Source organism: Mycobacterium sp. NPDC049093 (assembly GCF_040704635.1).
In the GTDB taxonomy this organism is placed as follows: Bacteria; Actinomycetota; Actinomycetes; order Mycobacteriales; family Mycobacteriaceae; genus Mycobacterium.
Map to the genome: position 1 here is coordinate 713,015 of NZ_JBEZJS010000004.1, position 17,872 is coordinate 730,886.

Annotated in this window: 19 protein-coding genes; 8 read left to right on the forward strand and 11 right to left on the reverse strand. The window is 65.3% G+C overall.

What is annotated here, in order from left to right:
• The first annotated feature begins 41 nt into the window (after nt 1-41).
• A complete protein-coding gene (locus AB0876_RS19120) occupies nt 42-1,037 on the forward strand; it encodes a metallophosphoesterase (protein WP_526042623.1) in 996 nt (331 codons plus the stop codon).
• Here the strand turns inward: AB0876_RS19120 and AB0876_RS19125 are convergent.
• A complete protein-coding gene (locus AB0876_RS19125) occupies nt 1,016-1,981 on the reverse strand; it encodes a mechanosensitive ion channel family protein (protein WP_491837762.1) in 966 nt (321 codons plus the stop codon). The genes AB0876_RS19120 and AB0876_RS19125 overlap by 22 nt on opposite strands.
• A 99-nt stretch (nt 1,982-2,080) precedes the next feature.
• A complete protein-coding gene (locus tag AB0876_RS19130) occupies nt 2,081-2,740 on the reverse strand; it encodes an NrtR DNA-binding winged helix domain-containing protein (protein ID WP_526042624.1) in 660 nt (219 codons plus the stop codon).
• Between the two features lie 68 nt (nt 2,741-2,808).
• Here AB0876_RS19130 and AB0876_RS19135 point away from each other — a divergent pair, with 68 nt between their 5' ends.
• A complete protein-coding gene (locus AB0876_RS19135; RefSeq protein ID WP_526042625.1) occupies nt 2,809-4,218 on the forward strand; it encodes an ADP-ribosylglycohydrolase family protein in 1,410 nt (469 codons plus the stop codon).
• An 11-nt stretch (nt 4,219-4,229) separates the two neighbouring features.
• Here AB0876_RS19135 and AB0876_RS19140 read toward each other — a convergent pair whose 3' ends face one another.
• Entirely contained in the window at nt 4,230-5,084 is an 855-nt protein-coding gene (locus tag AB0876_RS19140; protein WP_526042626.1) for a hypothetical protein, read from the reverse strand.
• A 146-nt stretch (nt 5,085-5,230) separates the two neighbouring features.
• On the opposite strand from AB0876_RS19140, the gene AB0876_RS19145 reads away from it, so the two are divergent.
• Nucleotides 5,231-7,225 carry an OPT family oligopeptide transporter gene (locus AB0876_RS19145; RefSeq protein WP_526042627.1) on the forward strand — a complete coding sequence of 665 codons (1,995 nt, stop codon included), beginning with the start codon at nt 5,231-5,233 and terminating at the stop codon, nt 7,223-7,225.
• An 81-nt stretch (nt 7,226-7,306) separates the two neighbouring features.
• On the opposite strand, the gene AB0876_RS19150 is transcribed toward AB0876_RS19145, so the two are convergent.
• The 4 genes from AB0876_RS19150 to AB0876_RS19165 all read right to left on the reverse strand — a co-directional run bounded on the left by AB0876_RS19150 (nt 7,307) and on the right by AB0876_RS19165 (nt 10,114).
• The gene (locus AB0876_RS19150; RefSeq protein ID WP_526042628.1) at nt 7,307-7,690 is read right to left on the reverse strand and encodes a type II toxin-antitoxin system VapC family toxin; all 384 of its coding nucleotides are present in this window, start codon (nt 7,688-7,690) and stop codon (nt 7,307-7,309) included.
• The gene (locus AB0876_RS19155) at nt 7,687-7,902 is read right to left on the reverse strand and encodes an antitoxin (protein WP_526042629.1); all 216 of its coding nucleotides are present in this window, start codon (nt 7,900-7,902) and stop codon (nt 7,687-7,689) included. The genes AB0876_RS19150 and AB0876_RS19155 overlap by 4 nt, the downstream gene beginning before the upstream one ends.
• 67 nt (nt 7,903-7,969) lie before the next feature.
• Nucleotides 7,970-9,112 (reverse strand): hypothetical protein, encoded by a 1,143-nt coding sequence (locus AB0876_RS19160; RefSeq protein WP_526042630.1) that lies wholly within the window; start codon nt 9,110-9,112, stop codon nt 7,970-7,972.
• Between the two features lie 39 nt (nt 9,113-9,151).
• Nucleotides 9,152-10,114, reverse strand: coding sequence for a ribonuclease HI (locus tag AB0876_RS19165; protein ID WP_526042631.1), 963 nt, complete (start codon nt 10,112-10,114; stop codon nt 9,152-9,154).
• A gap of 134 nt (nt 10,115-10,248) precedes the next feature.
• Between AB0876_RS19165 and AB0876_RS19170 the strand changes: the two genes are divergently transcribed.
• From AB0876_RS19170 to AB0876_RS19185, 4 genes are all read left to right on the forward strand, one after another.
• Entirely contained in the window at nt 10,249-10,827 is a 579-nt protein-coding gene (locus AB0876_RS19170; protein ID WP_526042632.1) for a hypothetical protein, read from the forward strand.
• A 108-nt stretch (nt 10,828-10,935) separates the two neighbouring features.
• Nucleotides 10,936-11,634 (forward strand): endonuclease/exonuclease/phosphatase family protein, encoded by a 699-nt coding sequence (locus AB0876_RS19175; protein ID WP_526042633.1) that lies wholly within the window; start codon nt 10,936-10,938, stop codon nt 11,632-11,634.
• A gap of 109 nt (nt 11,635-11,743) precedes the next feature.
• Nucleotides 11,744-11,992, forward strand: coding sequence for a hypothetical protein (locus tag AB0876_RS19180; RefSeq protein WP_526042634.1), 249 nt, complete (start codon nt 11,744-11,746; stop codon nt 11,990-11,992).
• Nucleotides 11,993-12,295: 303 nt separating this feature from the next.
• Nucleotides 12,296-13,126 (forward strand): DUF4268 domain-containing protein, encoded by an 831-nt coding sequence (locus AB0876_RS19185; RefSeq protein ID WP_526042635.1) that lies wholly within the window; start codon nt 12,296-12,298, stop codon nt 13,124-13,126.
• A gap of 117 nt (nt 13,127-13,243) precedes the next feature.
• Here the strand turns inward: AB0876_RS19185 and AB0876_RS19190 are convergent, their stop codons facing one another.
• Nucleotides 13,244-14,047, reverse strand: a complete 804-nt coding sequence (locus tag AB0876_RS19190) for a hypothetical protein (protein ID WP_526042636.1) — start codon at nt 14,045-14,047, stop codon at nt 13,244-13,246.
• 100 nt (nt 14,048-14,147) lie between these two features.
• A complete protein-coding gene (locus tag AB0876_RS19195) occupies nt 14,148-14,555 on the reverse strand; it encodes a hypothetical protein (RefSeq protein WP_526042637.1) in 408 nt (135 codons plus the stop codon).
• A gap of 144 nt (nt 14,556-14,699) precedes the next feature.
• Between AB0876_RS19195 and AB0876_RS19200 the strand changes: the two genes are divergently transcribed.
• Entirely contained in the window at nt 14,700-15,926 is a 1,227-nt protein-coding gene (locus AB0876_RS19200) for a DUF6880 family protein (protein ID WP_526042638.1), read from the forward strand.
• A 20-nt stretch (nt 15,927-15,946) separates the two neighbouring features.
• On the opposite strand, the gene AB0876_RS19205 is transcribed toward AB0876_RS19200, so the two are convergent.
• Together AB0876_RS19205 and AB0876_RS19210 are read right to left on the reverse strand one after the other, a co-directional pair.
• A complete protein-coding gene (locus tag AB0876_RS19205) occupies nt 15,947-16,267 on the reverse strand; it encodes a type II toxin-antitoxin system VapC family toxin (protein ID WP_526042771.1) in 321 nt (106 codons plus the stop codon).
• A 65-nt stretch (nt 16,268-16,332) separates the two neighbouring features.
• On the reverse strand, nt 16,333-17,841 hold the full coding sequence (locus AB0876_RS19210) for an SIR2 family protein (protein ID WP_526042639.1): 1,509 nt from the start codon (nt 17,839-17,841) through the stop codon (nt 16,333-16,335).
• Between the last annotated feature and the right edge of the window lie 31 nt (nt 17,842-17,872).

Sequence of the window (17,872 nt, forward strand, 5' to 3'; positions counted from 1 at the left end):
GCGATGATGAACGGCTATCGCGAAGACAGATAGGGGGCCGGATGAACGAGGGCTACGACATCATCGGCGACGTCCACGGATGCGCCACCCAGCTGGAGGCGCTGCTGACCGAGCTCGGCTACCGGAAGCGCAGCAGCACAAGCGAATACCGGCATCCCGAGCGTCAGGCGATCTTCGTCGGTGATCTGATCGACCGCGGCGACGAACAGCTGCAGGTGCTGCAGACCGCCAAGGACATGGTCGATGCCGGAAGCGCACGGATCGTGATGGGCAATCACGAGTTCAACGCGCTCGCCTATGACACCGAGTGGCCGCTCGGGAGCGGGAGGTTTCTGCGGGCCCACGATGACCCGGACAGCCCGTGGTCGGCGAAGAACACCAAGCAGCATGCGGCGTTTCTGGCCCAGGTCACAGGTGCCGACCGGCGTCGGTATCTGGACTGGTTCGCCACGATTCCGCTGTGGCTGGACTTGGGTGACCTGCGCGTCGTGCATGCGTGCTGGCACCCGGACTCGATGGCGGTGGTGGCCCGGCAATGCGGTTCGACCGCGCCGTTCACCGAACGGGACCATCTGGTGGCGGCCACCGCCGAAGGCGATCCGCTGTATCAGGCGGTCGAGACGCTGCTGAAGGGGCCCGAGATCAGTCTGCTCGACCACGGTCAGCGCAAGTACCTCGACAAGGACGGGATCCCGCGCGGCAATGCGCGCATGCGGTGGTGGAACAGCGATGCCGTCACTCTGCGTGACTTTGCCGAGATGGGCGGAAATTTCACCACCGAGGCAGGCGAACCGTACCCGCCGCTGCCTGAACTGGACCTGTCAGGAAACGATCTGTCCTACGTCTACCCGCCGGGGGTCCCGGTGTTCTACGGGCATTACTGGCGGCAGGGCTCCCCGGAGCATCTGCACGACTGGACGGAGTACACCGCGTGTGTGGACTTCAGCGCGGTGAGAGGCGGGGCGCTGACCGCGTATCGATGGTCATCGGGCGAGACGCGGATCAACCCAGCCAATTACGTGCCGTTGGTCTCCTGACCGCCGACGACCGCGTGAATACGGCCCTGCGGGTAGGGCAGGTTGATGCCGTTCTCGTCATAGGCGCGCAGGATTTCGCGACGGAGCTTGCGCTGCACCGACCATTGCGCGTTCGGTCGGGTCTTCAGCGTCATCCGCAATGTGAGCTGGTCTGCCGCCAGCGACTGCACACCGAGCATCTCCGGTTCGCCGATGACCTTGCCGGCCATCGACGGATCGGAGATGACCTCGTGGGCGGCTTCGACGGCGAGCTGTTCGGCGCGATCCACATCCGCGGTCAGCGCGACCGGTACCTCGAGGCGGGCCACTGCGTAGTCCTGGCTCATGTTCCCGACGCGGGCGATCTCGCCGTTGCGGACGTACCAGAGCGTGCCGTCGATGTCGCGGACGGTCGTGATCCGCAGCCCGACAGACTGCACCTCCCCGGACACCTCGCCGAGGTCGACGTTGTCGCCGACGCCGTACTGGTCCTCCAGCAGCATGAACACGCCGCTGACGAAATCGCGGACCAGGTTCTGGGCGCCGAAGCCGATGGCGAGCCCGACCACGCCGGCCGAGGCGATGAACGGTGCGATGTTCACCCCGAGCACGCTGAGGAGCGCCAGCACGACCCAGACCAGCAGCACAATCGACACCGTCGATTTGAGCACCGAGCCGATGGTCTGCGCGCGCTGCTGACGGCGCTCGGCCGCCCGTATACCGTTGGTCGTCGCTGAGGCTCGATCACGCAAGTAGCGCAGCAGTGGAGGTTTTTTCGCTTGCCCTTCCAGTTCCGTGCTACTGGATTTCTTGGTCCTGCCGGTGGTCGCGCGGTCGATCATGCGATGCAGCAAATACCGAATGATTAACGCAACGACGATGTACGCCGCGACTCGAACCGGAACCTCGATCAGCCAATGTCGATTGGTCTCTGTCCATTCGAAAGCCTGGTTGTACACAGCCATATTTTCGACCGTACGGCAGAACTGACGCCCACGTCGAACGAGGACAGCAGCTTACGTCGGCAACACAGCAAACCGCTTATACACCAGTCGGATTCGACCTCACGTCGACGCAGCGCGCCGGAACAGCTCGGCGGGGCGCCCGCGGCCGCCGGCGGTGAAGTCGCCGGTCGCTTCGAGTTGATCGACCATCGCGCGCCGGAAGTTGTCGCGCTGCAGCGGATGTCCCGCAACCGCTTCGTGGGTCAGCCGCAGGTCACGCAGGCTGAACGTGTCCCCCAGCAGGTGGTCGGGGTCCGGAGACTTTTCGTAGCGGGCCCGTACGTCCGCGACGGCCAACTCGATGATGTCGTCGTGGTCGAAGACCAGCCCACCGCGGATATCGGTCGTCACCAGGCGGGTCGTCTCGGCAGCGCGCGTCGCCAGGCGTTCTGCCGGGACAACGGCGAGGTGCGCGACGGACAACACCCGACCCCGGTCGTCGCGCTTCAGCGCGTCGAACACGTGGAGTTGCCGCGGGTTAAGCCCGTGGACGTCGGCCTTGTCCGCCAGCGACCGCCGGACCGCATCGGCGAGGAGCTCCCCCTCGTGCAGGAATGTGCCCGGCAAAGCCCAGCCACGCCCCCGTGTGCGACGGACCTGCAGCACCACCAGGCCGGCGGCGGGGTCGACGGTCAGCACGGCGGTATCGACCGCGACCGAGGGCCGCGGGTAGTCCTCCAGCCCCTTGCCGCTGGTGTCCCGGTACTCGTGCTTGTCCATGTCAGTACCTCAGCGTACAGTTCTTCACTAATTAGCGCGTATTTGCGCAATATCGAGGAGGGGCCATCATGGCATCACTGAACGACCGCGTTGAAGGCGTACTGCTGGGCACCGCAGCGGGCGACGCACTGGGAGCGCCGTACGAGTTCCAGCCGGCGCGCGGACCGGAACTGCCGGTCGAGATGGTAGGCGGCGACCCCTGGGAGCCCGGGGAATGGACCGACGACACCTCGATGGCGATCGCGATCGCGGAAGTCGCCGCCACCGGTGCCGATTTGCGGGATTCCGAGGCGCAGGACGCGATCGCGCGCCGCTGGTACGAATGGTCGCTGGTCGCAAAGGATGTCGGGATCCAGACCCGGTCGGTGCTCCGCGCCGCGGGCCGTGACGGCACCATCACCGCCGCCGCCGCGCGGGCCGCAGCGGCCGACGTTCACGCACGTGAGGGTCGCAGCGGCGGCAACGGATCACTGATGCGGACCGCGCCGGTGGCCATCGCCTACCTCGATGACGAGGACGCCATGGTCGAGGCCGCTCGTGCGATCAGCAGACTCACTCATTTCGAGGCCGATGCCGCCGACGCCACGGTGTTGTGGTGCAGCGCAATTCGTCATGCCGTGCTGACCACCGAGCTCGATGTCCGAATCGGCCTGCACCACCTCGACCCCGATCGTCGTGCCCTGTGGACCAAGCGACTCGACGAGGCCGAGGCTTCCCGTCCCGCGGACTTCCCGAAGAACGGGTGGGTGGTCGGGGCGCTGCAGGCAGCGTGGTCGGCGATCGCCACGACCGCCGCCGACGGTCGCGGTCCCGAGCACCTGCGTCGCGGGATCGATGCGGCCGTCCGCTCCGGGAATGACACCGACACCGTGGCGGCAATTGCCGGCGGACTGCTCGGCGCCGCGTACGGAGCGTCCGCGGTCCCGTTGCAGTGGCGAACCCTGCTGCACGGTTGGCCCGGGATGCGGGCACGTGGACTGGTGAGGTTGGCGACGGCGATCGAACAGAAGAAGCCGAGCACCGACCCGGATTACTCGTGGTCGCGCGCCGACATCCTCGTCGCTCACCCGCATGACCCGGGGGTTCTGCTGGGCAGCGTGGGCGCGTTGCGGAAACTTCCGGCCGAGGTAAGCGCGGTCGTGTCGCTGTGCCGCATCCCGGAAAGCGATGTGCCCGAGGGTATGCCACATGTCGAGGCGCGACTCATCGACAAGACCGACTTCGACGAGAATCCCCATCTGGATTTCGTTCTGCTCGACACGGTGGGTGCCATCGACGAGCTGCGCGCGCAGGGACACACGGTGCTGGTGCACTGCGTCGAGTCCTACAGTCGCACACCCACGGTGGCGGCACTCTACGGTGCGCAGCGCTCGGGGGTCGGAACTAAGCAGGCACTGGCCGACGTACTCGAGGCATTGCCCGACGCCAACCCGAACCTGGTCTTCCGGGAGGCGTTGCGTCGCTTGGGTAATCGTTAAGTTTGCCGGCCTCACCACCACGCGTGGTCGCATACGGTGCACCACCACTTCTCGTCCCTGGGGCAGCAACCGCCGATGTGCAGCCACGGTCCCCACGACTGGGGGTCGGCCGGATCGCCGTACTGGATCGTCTGGGTCCGTAGCCCTCCACACTGCGGACATTCGGGGTTCTGGGCGAACTTGAAGTCGATGAACGACCGGAAGCTTCCGTCGCGCATGCGGTCGCGGCAGCGTCGACAGATGACGGCCGGCCAGTCCGTGGCCACTGCCCGCACCGCCGCGCGGAGCGGTCCCCGTACGCGTGGACTGTCCGCGGTTCGAAGCGGTGAATCCGGGTGCCACCGCGGCAGCGGGTCGACGGTGTGGATGTGCACCAGGTCGCGGGCGTCGGCTTCGGTCAGGTCGATCGGCGCGCCACAGCCGTGACAGTCCCCGTCGAACTTCAGCAGATTGCGTGCGGCCGCCACCGAGGAATGCCCCCAGCGGTTCTCCGGTCCCCCGTACACCGGGCTCTCGTGGATGGCCAGGATCACCCGCTCGGCGTCGTCGTCATCGAGGCGCCAGCTGACGAATGCATCGCTGAGGTCGAGCACCATCGCCAGCGTCGCCAGGTCCACCAGATCGAGGCTGTACGGATTCAGCAGCGCGCCGCCGAAGCCACCCTCGTGGTCGATGCGGGCCAGCCGCGTCACCACCGAAACCGGATCGGTGCCCAGCACGACGACCGCGTAGTCGCCAGGACGTGACTCCCCGAACGCGTAGCGCCACGGGCGGTACGGCGATCGCGGCTCCAACAGCGTGATGATGCCGTCCTTCCAATCTGCGGCTTCGAGGATGTGGAGGCGGTGGTGGACCGTTTGCGACATGCGTCAATTATCCCATTGGGGTACGACAATTCGAGGTTCCGAAAGTTAGCTGACGAGCACACGATGACACCAACTCAGCCGATCCCGTCGCGGCACGGCGGCCGAGTGCCTACCGTGTATGCACCAGCAACCGAGAGGGAGCCGAGTTGGCCGTCGAAAGCTCCGCACACCCCACCACACCGACGCTGCGCGAGCTCACCGTCCGCGGCATCCTGCTCGGCGGCGCGATCACGCTGGTGTTCACCGCCGCCAACGTCTACCTCGGCCTCAAGGTCGGCCTGACGTTCGCCACCGCCATCCCGGCCGCGGTGATCTCGATGGCCATCCTGCGTAACTTCGCCAACCACTCCATCGTCGAGAACAACATCGTGCAGACCGTCGCCTCGGCGGCCGGCACGCTGTCGGCGATCATCTTCGTGCTCCCCGGGCTGATCATGATCGGCTGGTGGACCGGGTTCCCGTACTGGATGACAGTGGCCGTGTGCGCGGTCGGCGGCATCCTCGGCGTGATGTACTCCATCCCGCTGCGTAGGGCCCTGGTGACCGGCTCAGATCTGCCCTATCCGGAAGGGGTGGCCGCCGCCGAGGTCCTCAAGGTCGGCGACAGCACGCGGGGCGTCGAGGAGAACCGCGTCGGCATCCGGGTCATTGCGTTCGGCGCTCTGGTCTCGGCTGGCTTCGGACTGCTGGCCAACCTGAAGGTGCTGGCCAACTATGTCGCGGCGTTCTTCCGCGTCGGGGCAGGCGGTTCGATGTTCGGCGCCAGCCTGTCGTTGGCGCTGATCGGGGTGGGGCATCTGATCGGGATGACCGTCGGCATCGCGATGTTGGTCGGGCTGATCATCTCGTTCGGGGTGCTGCTGCCGATCCGCACCATCGGCACGTTCGGCACCGGCGAGTCGGTGGCCGACGTGATCGATGGCGTGTTCGTGCATGAGGTGCGGTTCATCGGTGCCGGGGCGATCGCGGTGGCCGCGGTGTGGACGTTGCTGAAGATCCTGCGCCCGATCATCAAGGGCATCACCGAGGCGATGGTCTCGGCACGGGAGCGACGGGGCGGCCAGCTCGTCGACATCACCCAACGCGACATTCCGTTCCCTCTCGTCGTGGGGGTGATCGTGGCGATGCTGATCCCGATCGCGGCGCTGCTGTGGGACTTCAGCCGTGGCACCGCACTGCAGGGTAGTTCGGCCGGGATCATCGTGGCGAGCCTGGTGTTCATCTTCGTCATCGGTCTGATCATCGCCGCGGTGTGCGGGTACATGGCCGGCCTGATCGGCTCCTCGAACAGCCCCATCTCCGGGGTTGGGATCCTGACCGTGCTGATCGCCGCGCTGGTGATCAAGGTGGCCTTCGGTCGCGCCGGCAGCGACCAGTCCACCGCGCTGGTGGCCTTCACGCTGTTCGTCGCCGCCGTCACCTTCGGCGTCGCCACCATCTCCAACGACAACCTGCAGGACCTCAAGACCGGCCAACTCGTCGGCGCCACACCGTGGAAACAGCAGGTGGCCTTGGTGATTGGAGTGCTGTTCGGGTCGGCGATTATCCCGCCGGTGCTCGACCTGATGCAGCAGGCCTTCGGCTTCCTCGGGGCGCCCGGGGCCACCGACCACGCACTGGCTGCCCCGCAGGCCGCGCTGATCTCCTCGCTCGCCAAAGGCGTGTTCGGCGGGTCGCTGGACTGGTCGCTGATCGGACTGGGCGCGGCGATCGGGTTGGTGATGGTGATCGTCGACGAAATCCTCACCCGCACATCACGGTTCAGTCTGCCGCCGCTGGCCGTCGGGATGGGCATGTACCTGCCGATGAGCCTGACGCTGATCATCCCGCTGGGGTCCCTGCTGGGCTGGTTCTACAACCGGTGGGCCGACCGGAGCGACTCCACGGCCGGCGCCGAACGCAAGAAGCGCCTCGGCGTGCTGTTGGCCACCGGCATGATCGTCGGCGAGAGCCTCTACGGGGTCGTGTTCGCGGGGTTTGTCGCCGGTACCGGAAGCGATGATCCGTTCGCCATCTTCCCCGGCAATGACGGCACCCCGGCCGAGATCATCGGGATCGTGGGGTTCGCAGCGGTTCTCCTGTGGATGTACAAGCGGACGCAGAAGATTTCGGGGCGTGAGCTGCCTGCCTCGAAGGTGTAGCCGGTCGCCCATCAGGCGCTCTACACCTCGGGTTTCGGTCAGTATTGAGCAGTAACCCGACGCCTTGTGCGACTGCGCCGCTCACCGAGGCACGACCGTGACGGTGCATCGAGGTCCGTTCGCCCCCGGCAACCGCGCATCCGCTGTGACCAGGACGCAGTCCAGGTTCTCAGCAAGCGCGACATACATCGCGTCATACGCCGTCACCGTCGCCCGAAGTTCCCAGACACGTTCCAGGAGAGGCGAAGCGGCGTAGCGAATCAGCCCGAGCCTCCGCCAGACATCCAGAGCCTGACGCGCATCCGCTGTCCCAAGCAGGCCGGCCGCGGCTTGCCGACGCAGCACGCTGACGACTTCCACATCGACCAGGTGTGGTGCGTGAATCGCTTCGGCGGCAAGGAGTCTCCGGGCCGGCCCGTCATTCAGCAATCCGGAGACTGCCGCCGATGCGTCGAGGACGATCACCTACGTTCGGATTCCAACTGCTCGACGATCGTTCCTGCGGGAATGTCGAGATCGGGCAGCGTGGCGACCAGGGCCGCGTTGTCGACTCGGCGAGTCGCCGCATCGAGTTCCCGGATCGCGACGGCAGTCACCGACGTGCTCGCAGCACGCGCCATCCGTTCGAGTCGATCCATGACCTCGTCGGGAACATTGCGCAGATGCAGGGTTCGCACCGTCTCAGCGTACGCGGGTCGCTTGCTTTCTGCTAGCACATTGCCAGCAGGGCGGATGCTATCCCTCCTAGCCCGCATCGTCGAGATCCCAGCGCTCCGCTTGCCTCAGAATCTCCCGTTTGTAGCGCGACCTCAGTTGGTCGATCGTCGCGATCGTTCGCGCGGTCAGCTCGTCGCGAATCCCGCTCTGCGCGTGGGCGTATGGGATGAAGGCACGTAACAGATCGGGCGCGTCCAACAGAATCTCCAACGGAATGTAGCTGTCGTCATAGGCCGGACAGCCGATCGCTTGTTCGACGCGGATGACGCTCCACCGCAGCGGATCACCACAACCCGTTTCGAAGAGCTCGAGCAGCAGGTCCCGGTGGCCACGGTCGGCGAAGGGCGCTGCAGGGTCGGCGGTGAAGAAACTGTCACACAGCTCCGCAGCCGCTACCCAGTCCGTGGGTGCCCGGTGAGCACCACCTTCAGGCAGCTGCCGGACCAACCAGTGAATCAGGGGCAGGGACTGGGGCCAGGTATCGGTTGCGCGCGTGAAAGTCGACTCGGAGAGTGAGTCTTCGATCCACGTCCGGGCATCGGCCAGCGTCATCTCGACGACATAGGTGTCCCTGCTGGATTCGTCCGCCCGTGCCAGACCCTCGTCGATCGAGTCCGATGCAACGACGGCATCGATGACGTCGGACAGCGCGTTGTGGTCGATCAGAACTGCCGCAGTCAGCTCGTGTGTGCCATTGAGTCGCGCACCGATCACGAGTTCGTCGGCGTCGCCGAGTACGTCAGCTCGGCGCACCGCGCGGTACACCTCGATCCGCGGAAGTGCCGCGATCCATTGCGGCAGAGGATCATTACGCTCAACCACCGCGTCTCGACATCGCAACTGCAGCGCTGGGTCGTCCACGAGAAGCTCGGCGAACACGGCCAGCAGCGCCGTCGTCTCACGAGTCCGCGCACCGATAATGCCGGACACGAACCGATCCAGAATGCCGGTGTCGCGCTCCACTTTCGGCCAGGCCATCGGGTCGGGCTTCATCATATGGATCAGATAGCTGGCCACGCCGAGCAGGCTGAGGGGGTGCTTGCTCGAAACGGCCTTGCGGATCGCATCTCTGAAGGTCGTATCGGGACGAGATTCCCGGTCGCGTTTCTTCGCTCGCCGCACATCACGACGAGCCTGTTTGGCCTTGCGCTCACGTCGTTTGTCTCCCATACGCGGAGGCTACTCAGGGTTACTGACATCTCCACCGGACTACGCCGGCACGCTGGCGACCCGGCGGAACTCCGCGGCGAATGCCTGCGCGATGCCCGTGGCACGGCGGTGGTACTCGTCGTCATCGAGATCGGCGTCCCCGCGTCGGTACCGTGAGCCCAGCCGCGCCAACGCGTCGGCACCCTCGTTCAGTGGGTCACCTGAATGACCATGCACCCAACGTAATTCGATCCGGTCGCGCTCGACATAGATGCGGCGCCGGGCGACGTGCAGACAGTGGTCACGGTCAGGCAGCTCCGCCGGGTAGTCGGCGGGCATGGCCGGCTCGCCGCGCTTCCAGCGGTTCCCCACGGCGATGGCGAGCTGGCTGTCCGACAACACCGTGAGGTGGTGGCGAGGCAACGCGGACACCGCGGCGCCGATCGCGCGCAGCTCGGCGACGAGCACCGGTGCGGTACCGACTCGTCGCGGCGACGAGCGGTACCCGGCCAGTCCGTAGTCACCGGACGAGGCGAGCCAACCGAACCCGGCGTGCCGTTGACGCACCGAGCCGTCGGTCGCCACGGTGACGGGCCCGCCATCCACGGGTCGTGGGGACGGATGCGGCGCCGACTGCGCCGGGCAGGCGTCCTGCAGTCGCGCGACGGCAGCTGCCAGCAATGATCGATCGGCATGATCAGGGCGTTCGATCCACCAGTCGCTCGCTGCCTCGGAGAGCTGCGCGGCGTAGCGCCACAGCGGACTCCCACAGGACAGGTTGACGACGAATCGGAACCGCTCCGGCTCCGGGTGTCCGGCGCGGACCGCGTCGATGGCATCCAGCACGGCCACCTCGGGGTTGGGCGCTGCCACTGCTCCTGCACACGACCAGGACTCCCCGACCGCGGCATACCGGTAACCAAAGGCCGTCTCGGCGACCGCGATCGCGACCGACTCGGCGGGGCGCGGGCGGGCAAACACCAGGTCGACGCGCCTGGGTCGTGCCTGTGGTACCTGCACCATTTCTCACCTCCCGCGGGTTTCGATGGGGAGACAGTAGAGGTGGGCACCGACAATGGATCGGCGCGCGACGTGCCCCGCTTCCAGCAGCCGCACAGCAATCGCCGATACTCTGCGACCGATCGGGGGGGACGGCGATGCAGTTCGGTGTGAACAAGGACGACGAAAGCTCATCGCCACGTGCCTGGTTTCGGCGTGGTCATGAACCGAAAGGCTTGGGCCGCAGCGGGATCATTTTGCTCGCACTAGTCGGTGCCATCACGGTTGTCGTGGTGGCCTACATCGGGTTTGTCACCGTCGTTCGCGACCCGGATACCACCAATCCTGAGCTCGCGAATTTCACCCCTGCCCTCCAGCATGACCGGGTCCAGGCGGCGATCGATGCGCTCAATGACGGCTCCATAGAGCGGGGCTTCACCCGTTTGGAATACGTTCCGGGGTCCACCGTGCAAAGCGATGTCTACCTCGGTCAGGAAAGAAATATCCGAGCGGCGATGCCGCCGGACGGCTGCCGATACGACCTCAACCATGTCGAAGACGCCGGCGGCCGAGGCACGAAGCTGGTTCCTGGGTTGTCCGCCCCCATGCCGATTTATCAGCTGAACGCGATTGTGGATCAACAGTGCCCGGGGACGCCGCCGATGTCGCGGACCTTGTCCTTCCTGCTCGTCCATCACTGGGGACACTGGACGCCGGTAGCAGTCGCGACCAGCTGACGGGCGACGCCGAAGCCAACCGTCACCACCATCCGGCCGGGTTGTCGGTGCCTACCTTCATACTGTGCGGCTCGCTGGAGATTCCACGTCGAGCGAGAGGACTCCGGCATGACGACCCGCATCGCGACACTGAACATCCGCCACGGTGGCAGCAAGTTCGGTGCCGCGCTCACCGCACGACTTCTGGGCTATGACGCCGATCTGCTCGTGGTCACCGAGTTCCGGGCCAACGACGCGGGTGCGGCACTGATTGCCCAGCTCGAACGCGCCGGGTATGAGACGTCACACCCCTTGGCCGATCCGAAGCAGAACGGTGTGCTCATCGCCTCCCGCGCTCCGATCGATCGGGCGGCGCCATTCACCCGAGAGCTGCCCGCCCGGCACCTGTGGTGCGCCGAGTTCGACGGCGTGATCGTGTGCGGGGTCTACCTGCCGCAGGCCCACGCGAAGCTGCCCTACTGGGAGGCCCTGATCGACCGTGCCCGCCATAGCGGCATCGACCTGCTCATCGGTGACTTCAACACGGGCAACAACGATCTCGACAAGGAACCCAGGGGCACGAAGTTCATCGGGCCGGAGATGCCCGGCCGTCTGACTGCCACCGGGTACACCGATGTGTGGCGGTCCCTGCACCCGACCACCCGCGAGTACTCCTGGTTCAGTCGCCCCGGCGACAACGGGTTCCGGCTCGACTACGTCTTCGCCGCGCCCGAGTTCGCACAGCGCGTCCAGGCGTGCCGATTCGACCACGCGCCGCGGCTTGCCGGGGAGACCGACCACTCGGCGCTCGTCGCGTCGTTCGACTGAACGCCAACCAGGAAAGGAGACCATGCGCGATCAGAGGTGTGTGCCGCGTACCCGTTGGCCGCTGAGCCTCATCCGCGGTTCGAAAATGCCTGACCCGCATTGTGTTCGTGTGACCGTCACCTTCTACATGAGCTCCGACGTGGGGACCGTTGACCTCGCGGTGCACGGGTACGAGATCGGGGCGACCCCGCACGAAGCCGTTGACCGCACCAAGGAATACGTTCTCGTGCAGCTGCATCGGGTGATCACGCAGCGGGGTGGAACGTTCGAGCGGTGGTGGGCCGAAGACGAAGACGGCTACGTCCTCGAATCGCACGACGACTACGTACGGCCCCGCCAGCCGCGGAGGTGGAGCTAGGTTATACGGCTCATGAAAGTCACGACCTTCGACTGCGACAATCATGGCGCAGTGTCAACCACCCTGGCGAGGGCGAGACTTCAGCTGTTCGCCTCCTGGACACCAAGGTTCGTGGCATTCTCACTTCCGATCGCGAGAACCTTGACAAGCAGATTTACATGCACAGAACGTGGGTAAAGAATGTCGACTCCTGAGCTTGGTCGATTGACCATCGTCCCGCCGAGACAGGTGTGGCCGCATGAGGCCCTCAACTTCACTCCGTGGCTCCTACAGAACGTCGATGTGCTCGGTGATCTCCTCGGGATGGACCTCGAGCTCGAAGTCGCCGAGCATCCAGTCGGCGATTTCTCGCTGGATCTGATCGGCCGCGACCTCTCCGACGACAGCGTAGTCATCGTCGAGAACCAGCTGGAGGCCTCCGACCACGGCCACCTCGGCCAGATTCTCACCTATGCCGCCGGCACCGATCCCAAGACCATCGTGTGGGTCACCACCCGCTTTCGCTCCGAACATCGAGCCGCCCTGGATTGGCTCAACGAGCACACCGATCCCGACACCCGTTTCTTCGGGGTCGAGATCGTCGTCGTCAAGATTGGCGATTCCGACCCGGCACCCAATTTTGCGCTGGCAGCACAACCTAACGACTGGGGCAAACAAGTCAAAGCCGCCACCGCAACGGCCGGAACAAGCGAGAAATCTCAGCATTACTGGAACTTCTGGGAATCGTTCCTCAACACTCTCACTGATCGCCATCCCACCTGGACCAACCGTAAGACCTCTAGCCGGGACAATTTCTACGATTTGTCAACCGGCACTGGGGGTGTCGTCTTCGCGATCACCTTCGCGAGTGACGGTCTCCGCCTGCAGCTGTATTTCAACGGTGCTGCTGAGCTCAATCTGTCCCGCTTTCTGGCGTTGCGGGACAAGAAGGAACAGTTCGAGCTTGCGCTCGGGGAGTCGGCCGAGTGGGACGAGAAACCGGGCTTGAAGTCAGCCGCAATCTACGTGTCCTCGCCGTTCGATGACGTGACTAATGTCGAGCAGCGGGCGGCGATGATCGACTGGCTCATTGACCAGCTGGCGCGATTCCGGAGAGCCATCGACGCGGTGGGCGGTCTGGGCTCGTTGGTCTGACGAGGCTGTCGCTTGTCTGCGCTGATGCAGCCGTTGTGGCATAGGTTGGTGCTGTGTGGCCCGTAGCTTTGAGCTCGACGACCGACCGCTGGTCCCGAAACGGGCCACCCTAGATCATTACGTGGCGGCTTCCCCGTCACGGGCCTGCTGAATCTGATTCTTGATCTCCCGGTAGGCCTGCACGCGTGCCATCACCGCATCCACCGCCGAATCCTGCTGCGTGGTTTCCGGAGTGGCTTCGATGCCGTACAGCATGGCGCTCAGTTTCGCGTGCAGCTCGGCGCGCTGCTCGGCAACCCGGGCGTCCTCGCGTTCGGTGCGTAGCGACTTGTCGATGAGCTGCGCTTCCTTGGCACATTTGCCGATGAGCTCTACCCGTTCGATCGCAACGACTTCCAGGTTCGCGGCGGTGGTCTTGGCCTCCGCCAGAATCTTGCGATCCTCGGCGCTCGGCTTGTCCAATGCCGACAACTTTCCGATGACGCCACGCAGCGCATGCGCCTTCTCGAAGTTGTCGGTGATCGCCTTGACGTCGGCGCTGAAGTCGACGTCGCCCAGCCAGCCGGCGCGGGCGGCTTCGGACGCGGCCACCTGCTTCACCGCGCTGAGCGCGGACTCCACGAGCGCGGCATTCTGCTTGCCGAGCGTGTCGATGCGCCGTTGCTTTTCCTTGCGGACCCGTTCCTCGCGTTGACGTTTGGCGTCGGCAGCCAGCGCCGCCTGCTCGGTGCGCTTCCGTTCCTGGGCCTCGTAGCTGCGTTGCTCGAGCGCAACGACAATCTTGTAGCCAGCCCAGCCCACGACGGTGACCGCGGTGATGACCCCGAGGACGATCCACACCGGTTTCGGGACCAGAGCGATGACCACGATGACGAAGAAGATGACGCCGCCCGCGCCCGAGGAACTCTTATTGCTGCTCACGAGGTACCTCCAGATACTCGTCGATGCGACGCTCTGCTGTCATTGAATTGACTGGGCCAAAACGCTCCCGCGGCTGGCCGGGCCGGCGCTCTCCCGGACCTCATCGATCACGAGGTTCTGGGTGGGTGATCCGTTCCAGGACTGTCGGACGGTCTTGCACCACCACGACATCAGGGAACTGGGCGAGCAGCGCACACACGAATGCCGACCGCTTGACGTTCAGGTAGTTGAGCAGCTCGATATGACTGAGAGTCCCGTTCTTACACAACTGTTCCCAGGCCACGACGATCATCCATGCCGGTACCAACTGAGGTCCTGATGCGCGCGCCCGCGACCGCTCCGTCTCCACCCACACGCCCGTACGGTCGAACGACGTCATCCAATTGGTGCGCTTGTTACTCAACGTCTCGACGACATCGCTGCCCTTGAGGACCTCGGTGATGCGCTCCAACAGGTCGTCGTCGAGTTCGACGGCCTTCTTGCGACGACCTCCAGAATCACCAGTCATTCGCCTTGCCTCCTATCGGTCATTCCGCTTGCAATCGGCGATGCCGAGTGCGCTCGCTCGAGCCGGACAGGATGACAGAGACCACCGACAGGTTCCGTCGCGTGGCGCTTGCGACCCGACATCGTCCATCACCAAGATGGGTCTGTGACCGCTCTCGCCGACTCCGTTCTCCCCCTGATCCGAACCCGGACCGATCTACATCGGTGGAATGTCGCCAACGCACACGGCGCCCAGATGCATCAGGGCGTCGCGATCCTGCAGCAAGCGGCCGACCACGATCCCGCCGACGTGTTCGCGGTGACTCAACGGGCGATCGCGTCTGCACTGACGGTGATCATGCGAGCCGACGACTCCAGCGGAATCATCGGCGACGCCTGCCGCGACCTACTTGAGCTTCACGCGGCCGTGGCGGTCCGGGCCCGCCCGGCCGCAACCAAACTCGTCGATTGGATGGTGAAGTTCCAGTTCGACAACGAGTGCGACTTCTTCACCATCGACCCGGTCGCCTACGCGCCTGCGCTCGGTCCCAAAGGCATGGCCACCTACCGGGCCAAGCTCGACGAACGCGCGGCAGCTCTGGGCCCGCGTCCGTCCGAAGATCAACGATGGTCCTCGTCGCATTCCGGCGAATGGTTCACCCTCGACTGGAATGCCCGGCGTCTGGCCGTGCTCGACCGGGACGTCGACGCCATCATCCGTACCCACGCCCGAGACCGACGCGTAGCCGCATGGTTTCAGGACACGGCGGTGGCACTCATGGAGATCGGCGAGATCGATACCGCCATCGACTGGGCAAAACAGGCTACGGATTTCGACGACGGCCATCAGTCTCGCCGGGCCGCTGACTATTGGTGCGAGCTCCTGGCCGAACATCGGCCCGACGAGCTGCTGGATGCGCGGGTCGCAATATTCCGCCGCTGGCCGTCGTCTTCCACCGCGGGTTCCCTCTATCGGGACGCAACCGGCGCCTGGTCAGCCTACGAGGGCGAGGTGATGGAGCGCCTCACATCCCACCCACGCGACGCAGTGTTATTCGCCCAGAACTCGCTCAAAGACGTGCCGCTGGCATGGAATCTGGCCCACACCCTCGGCCTCGACGACGCCCGCACCTGGAGCGACCTCGCGAAGGTTTACGAGAAGCGAGACCCCCTCGCCGTGCTGCCCATCTACACCGAGCTGGTCGAGGGCGAGCTGGCCGCCGCTGACGCAAAGAACTACCGCAGTGCCGCGCGGCGGCTATCGAAGATGCGCAAGCTGGCTGTGGGATCGAGCGAGTCCGCAGGGGTCGACGAGTTCATCGCCGACCTCCGGGACAGATACCGTCGCCGCCCGAGACTGCAACAGGAGTTCGACCGCGCCGGCCTCCCCTGACCTTGGCGGCACCGGAGATGTTATTGGGCCGCAACGATATCGGTCTGCGCATAGCCATCGCCCGTGAACAACAACGGCTCACCGCTGACCTCGGCGAGGGCAACGGAGAAACAGTCGCCGTAACCCAGACCTGCGCGGTGACGGCCCTTGCCATATCGCCGGCAGGCCGCCCGGGCTGCCTCGGTTTGGTCGGCGTCGACCGCGACAAGATCCACCGATGCCCGGAGTAGCCACAGGTCCAACTCGCGGCCGCCGGATTCGTCGAAGCGACTCCCGATCACGATGGCGGTTTCCACGTATGACGCGGTGGACATCATCCGCATCGACTCATCGGCCAGCATGGCAACAAGTACGGATTGGTCATGTTCGGTGATGCCCGGCGTGGAGCGGTGTGGCACACCGCATCTCACGGTCCCGACTCGACCATCGCGCCCATCCCTCGGAGAGTCTCGGCGATCCGCGACCATCCCGGACTTGTCTTCGCCGCCGGATCTACGGTGTCCAGAAACTCGTAGACGGCGTCGCGCAGCACCTGCTCGTTCGCACGCAATCCACTCCTGTAGTCGTCGTCGAGAAGATACTGCGCGGCCCGTTCGTCGCTGGAAGCCGCCTTCCAGCAGAGCCGGTCCAGAAAGATCTCCAGCCGATGCGCTCCCTCGCCGAACGAACTTGCGCCCATCGATACCGAGTGCAGGTCCTGGTATCCAAAATCTGCGACCGCGCTGTCCATGAGCGCGACAGCCGTTCCGGCACGGCTCCCGCCGTTGTGACGGGCTCGCTGCCGGACCTGGGTAACCTCGCTCGCCAACGCCAGAAAACTTTGTTCGCGCAGGCTGTAACCGACGAACAGCAAGTGGCTGGTGAGCAGCAGACCCTGGACCACTCCCCGCAGTGCCTGGCTCTCCGCCTCGTGCTGGACGAAGTCTTTGCGGGTCAGCACCACCGATTCGGGCACCTTGATGTCGCCGTTGAGCTTGAGCAGCCACGGCAGGCTTCCGTCGGCGAGTTCACGTGCGAGCACACGGTATTCGTGGGCAAGCACCGAGTCGAGCGCTGCCTCCAGGCAAGGGTCGAAATTCGTCGTGACCATCTTCTGCACCCGCAGGCCGGCCAGCAGGGCGTGACCGACCGCATGGCGTGGTACATCCAGCAGGTCGGCCAAGAGTCCGTGGTAGCGGTCCCCGAGCTGGGCGCTAATGACGGTCGCGGCGTCCTCGGGTGCTGTTCCCTCGGCGGCATGCGGAAGACCTGCCTCATCCGCCAGGCGCTGCAGCAGGGCCGTCCAGTCCGGCAGACCTGCCGGACTGGATACACCTGCCCCCAGGAACAACGAGAGCTGGCCGTGCCGGCCGAGCTCACCGAGACGATCGGCCTCTGATGTCAGCTCATCGGACAGCTCTGACCAATCACGATGTGGATCGCGACGATTCTGAGCCGCCGCGAAGTCGCGCTGATCGAAGAGGATCAGGGCGACGTCGGATGACGGCGCTACCTTGCGATACCGATCGAGCAGTCGGTCGATCACTTCCCCGCGGCGGCCACTCAGTCCACCTTCACCTGTTCCCGGCAGGGGAACCCCGATCAGCGGACGCATGCGTCCATCGCCTGCTTCCAACCCCTGCGCCACGTGGTCGATGGCCGCCCACATGCGACGCACCACATCGTCTGGCGTCGCGCGTCCTTCCACGGCGACGAACGCGCACACCCGCCGGCCATCGTGGTCATCGAGCCTGACGACGCCGGTGTTGCTGACGTCGCCGGGAAGCCGCAGCCAGCCGGCATCTCCCGCCGGGAGCCCTGTCGGCAGGATGTTTGACCACGCGCGGCTGACGTTCAGTCGGGCGTCACAGGGAATCAGGACCGCGTCGCAGGCCAGCTTGGTCAGGTCGCCCTGGGCGACGAAGAGGTGCCCCACGGCCAAAAACCCTAGTCAGCTGCTGGTGAGG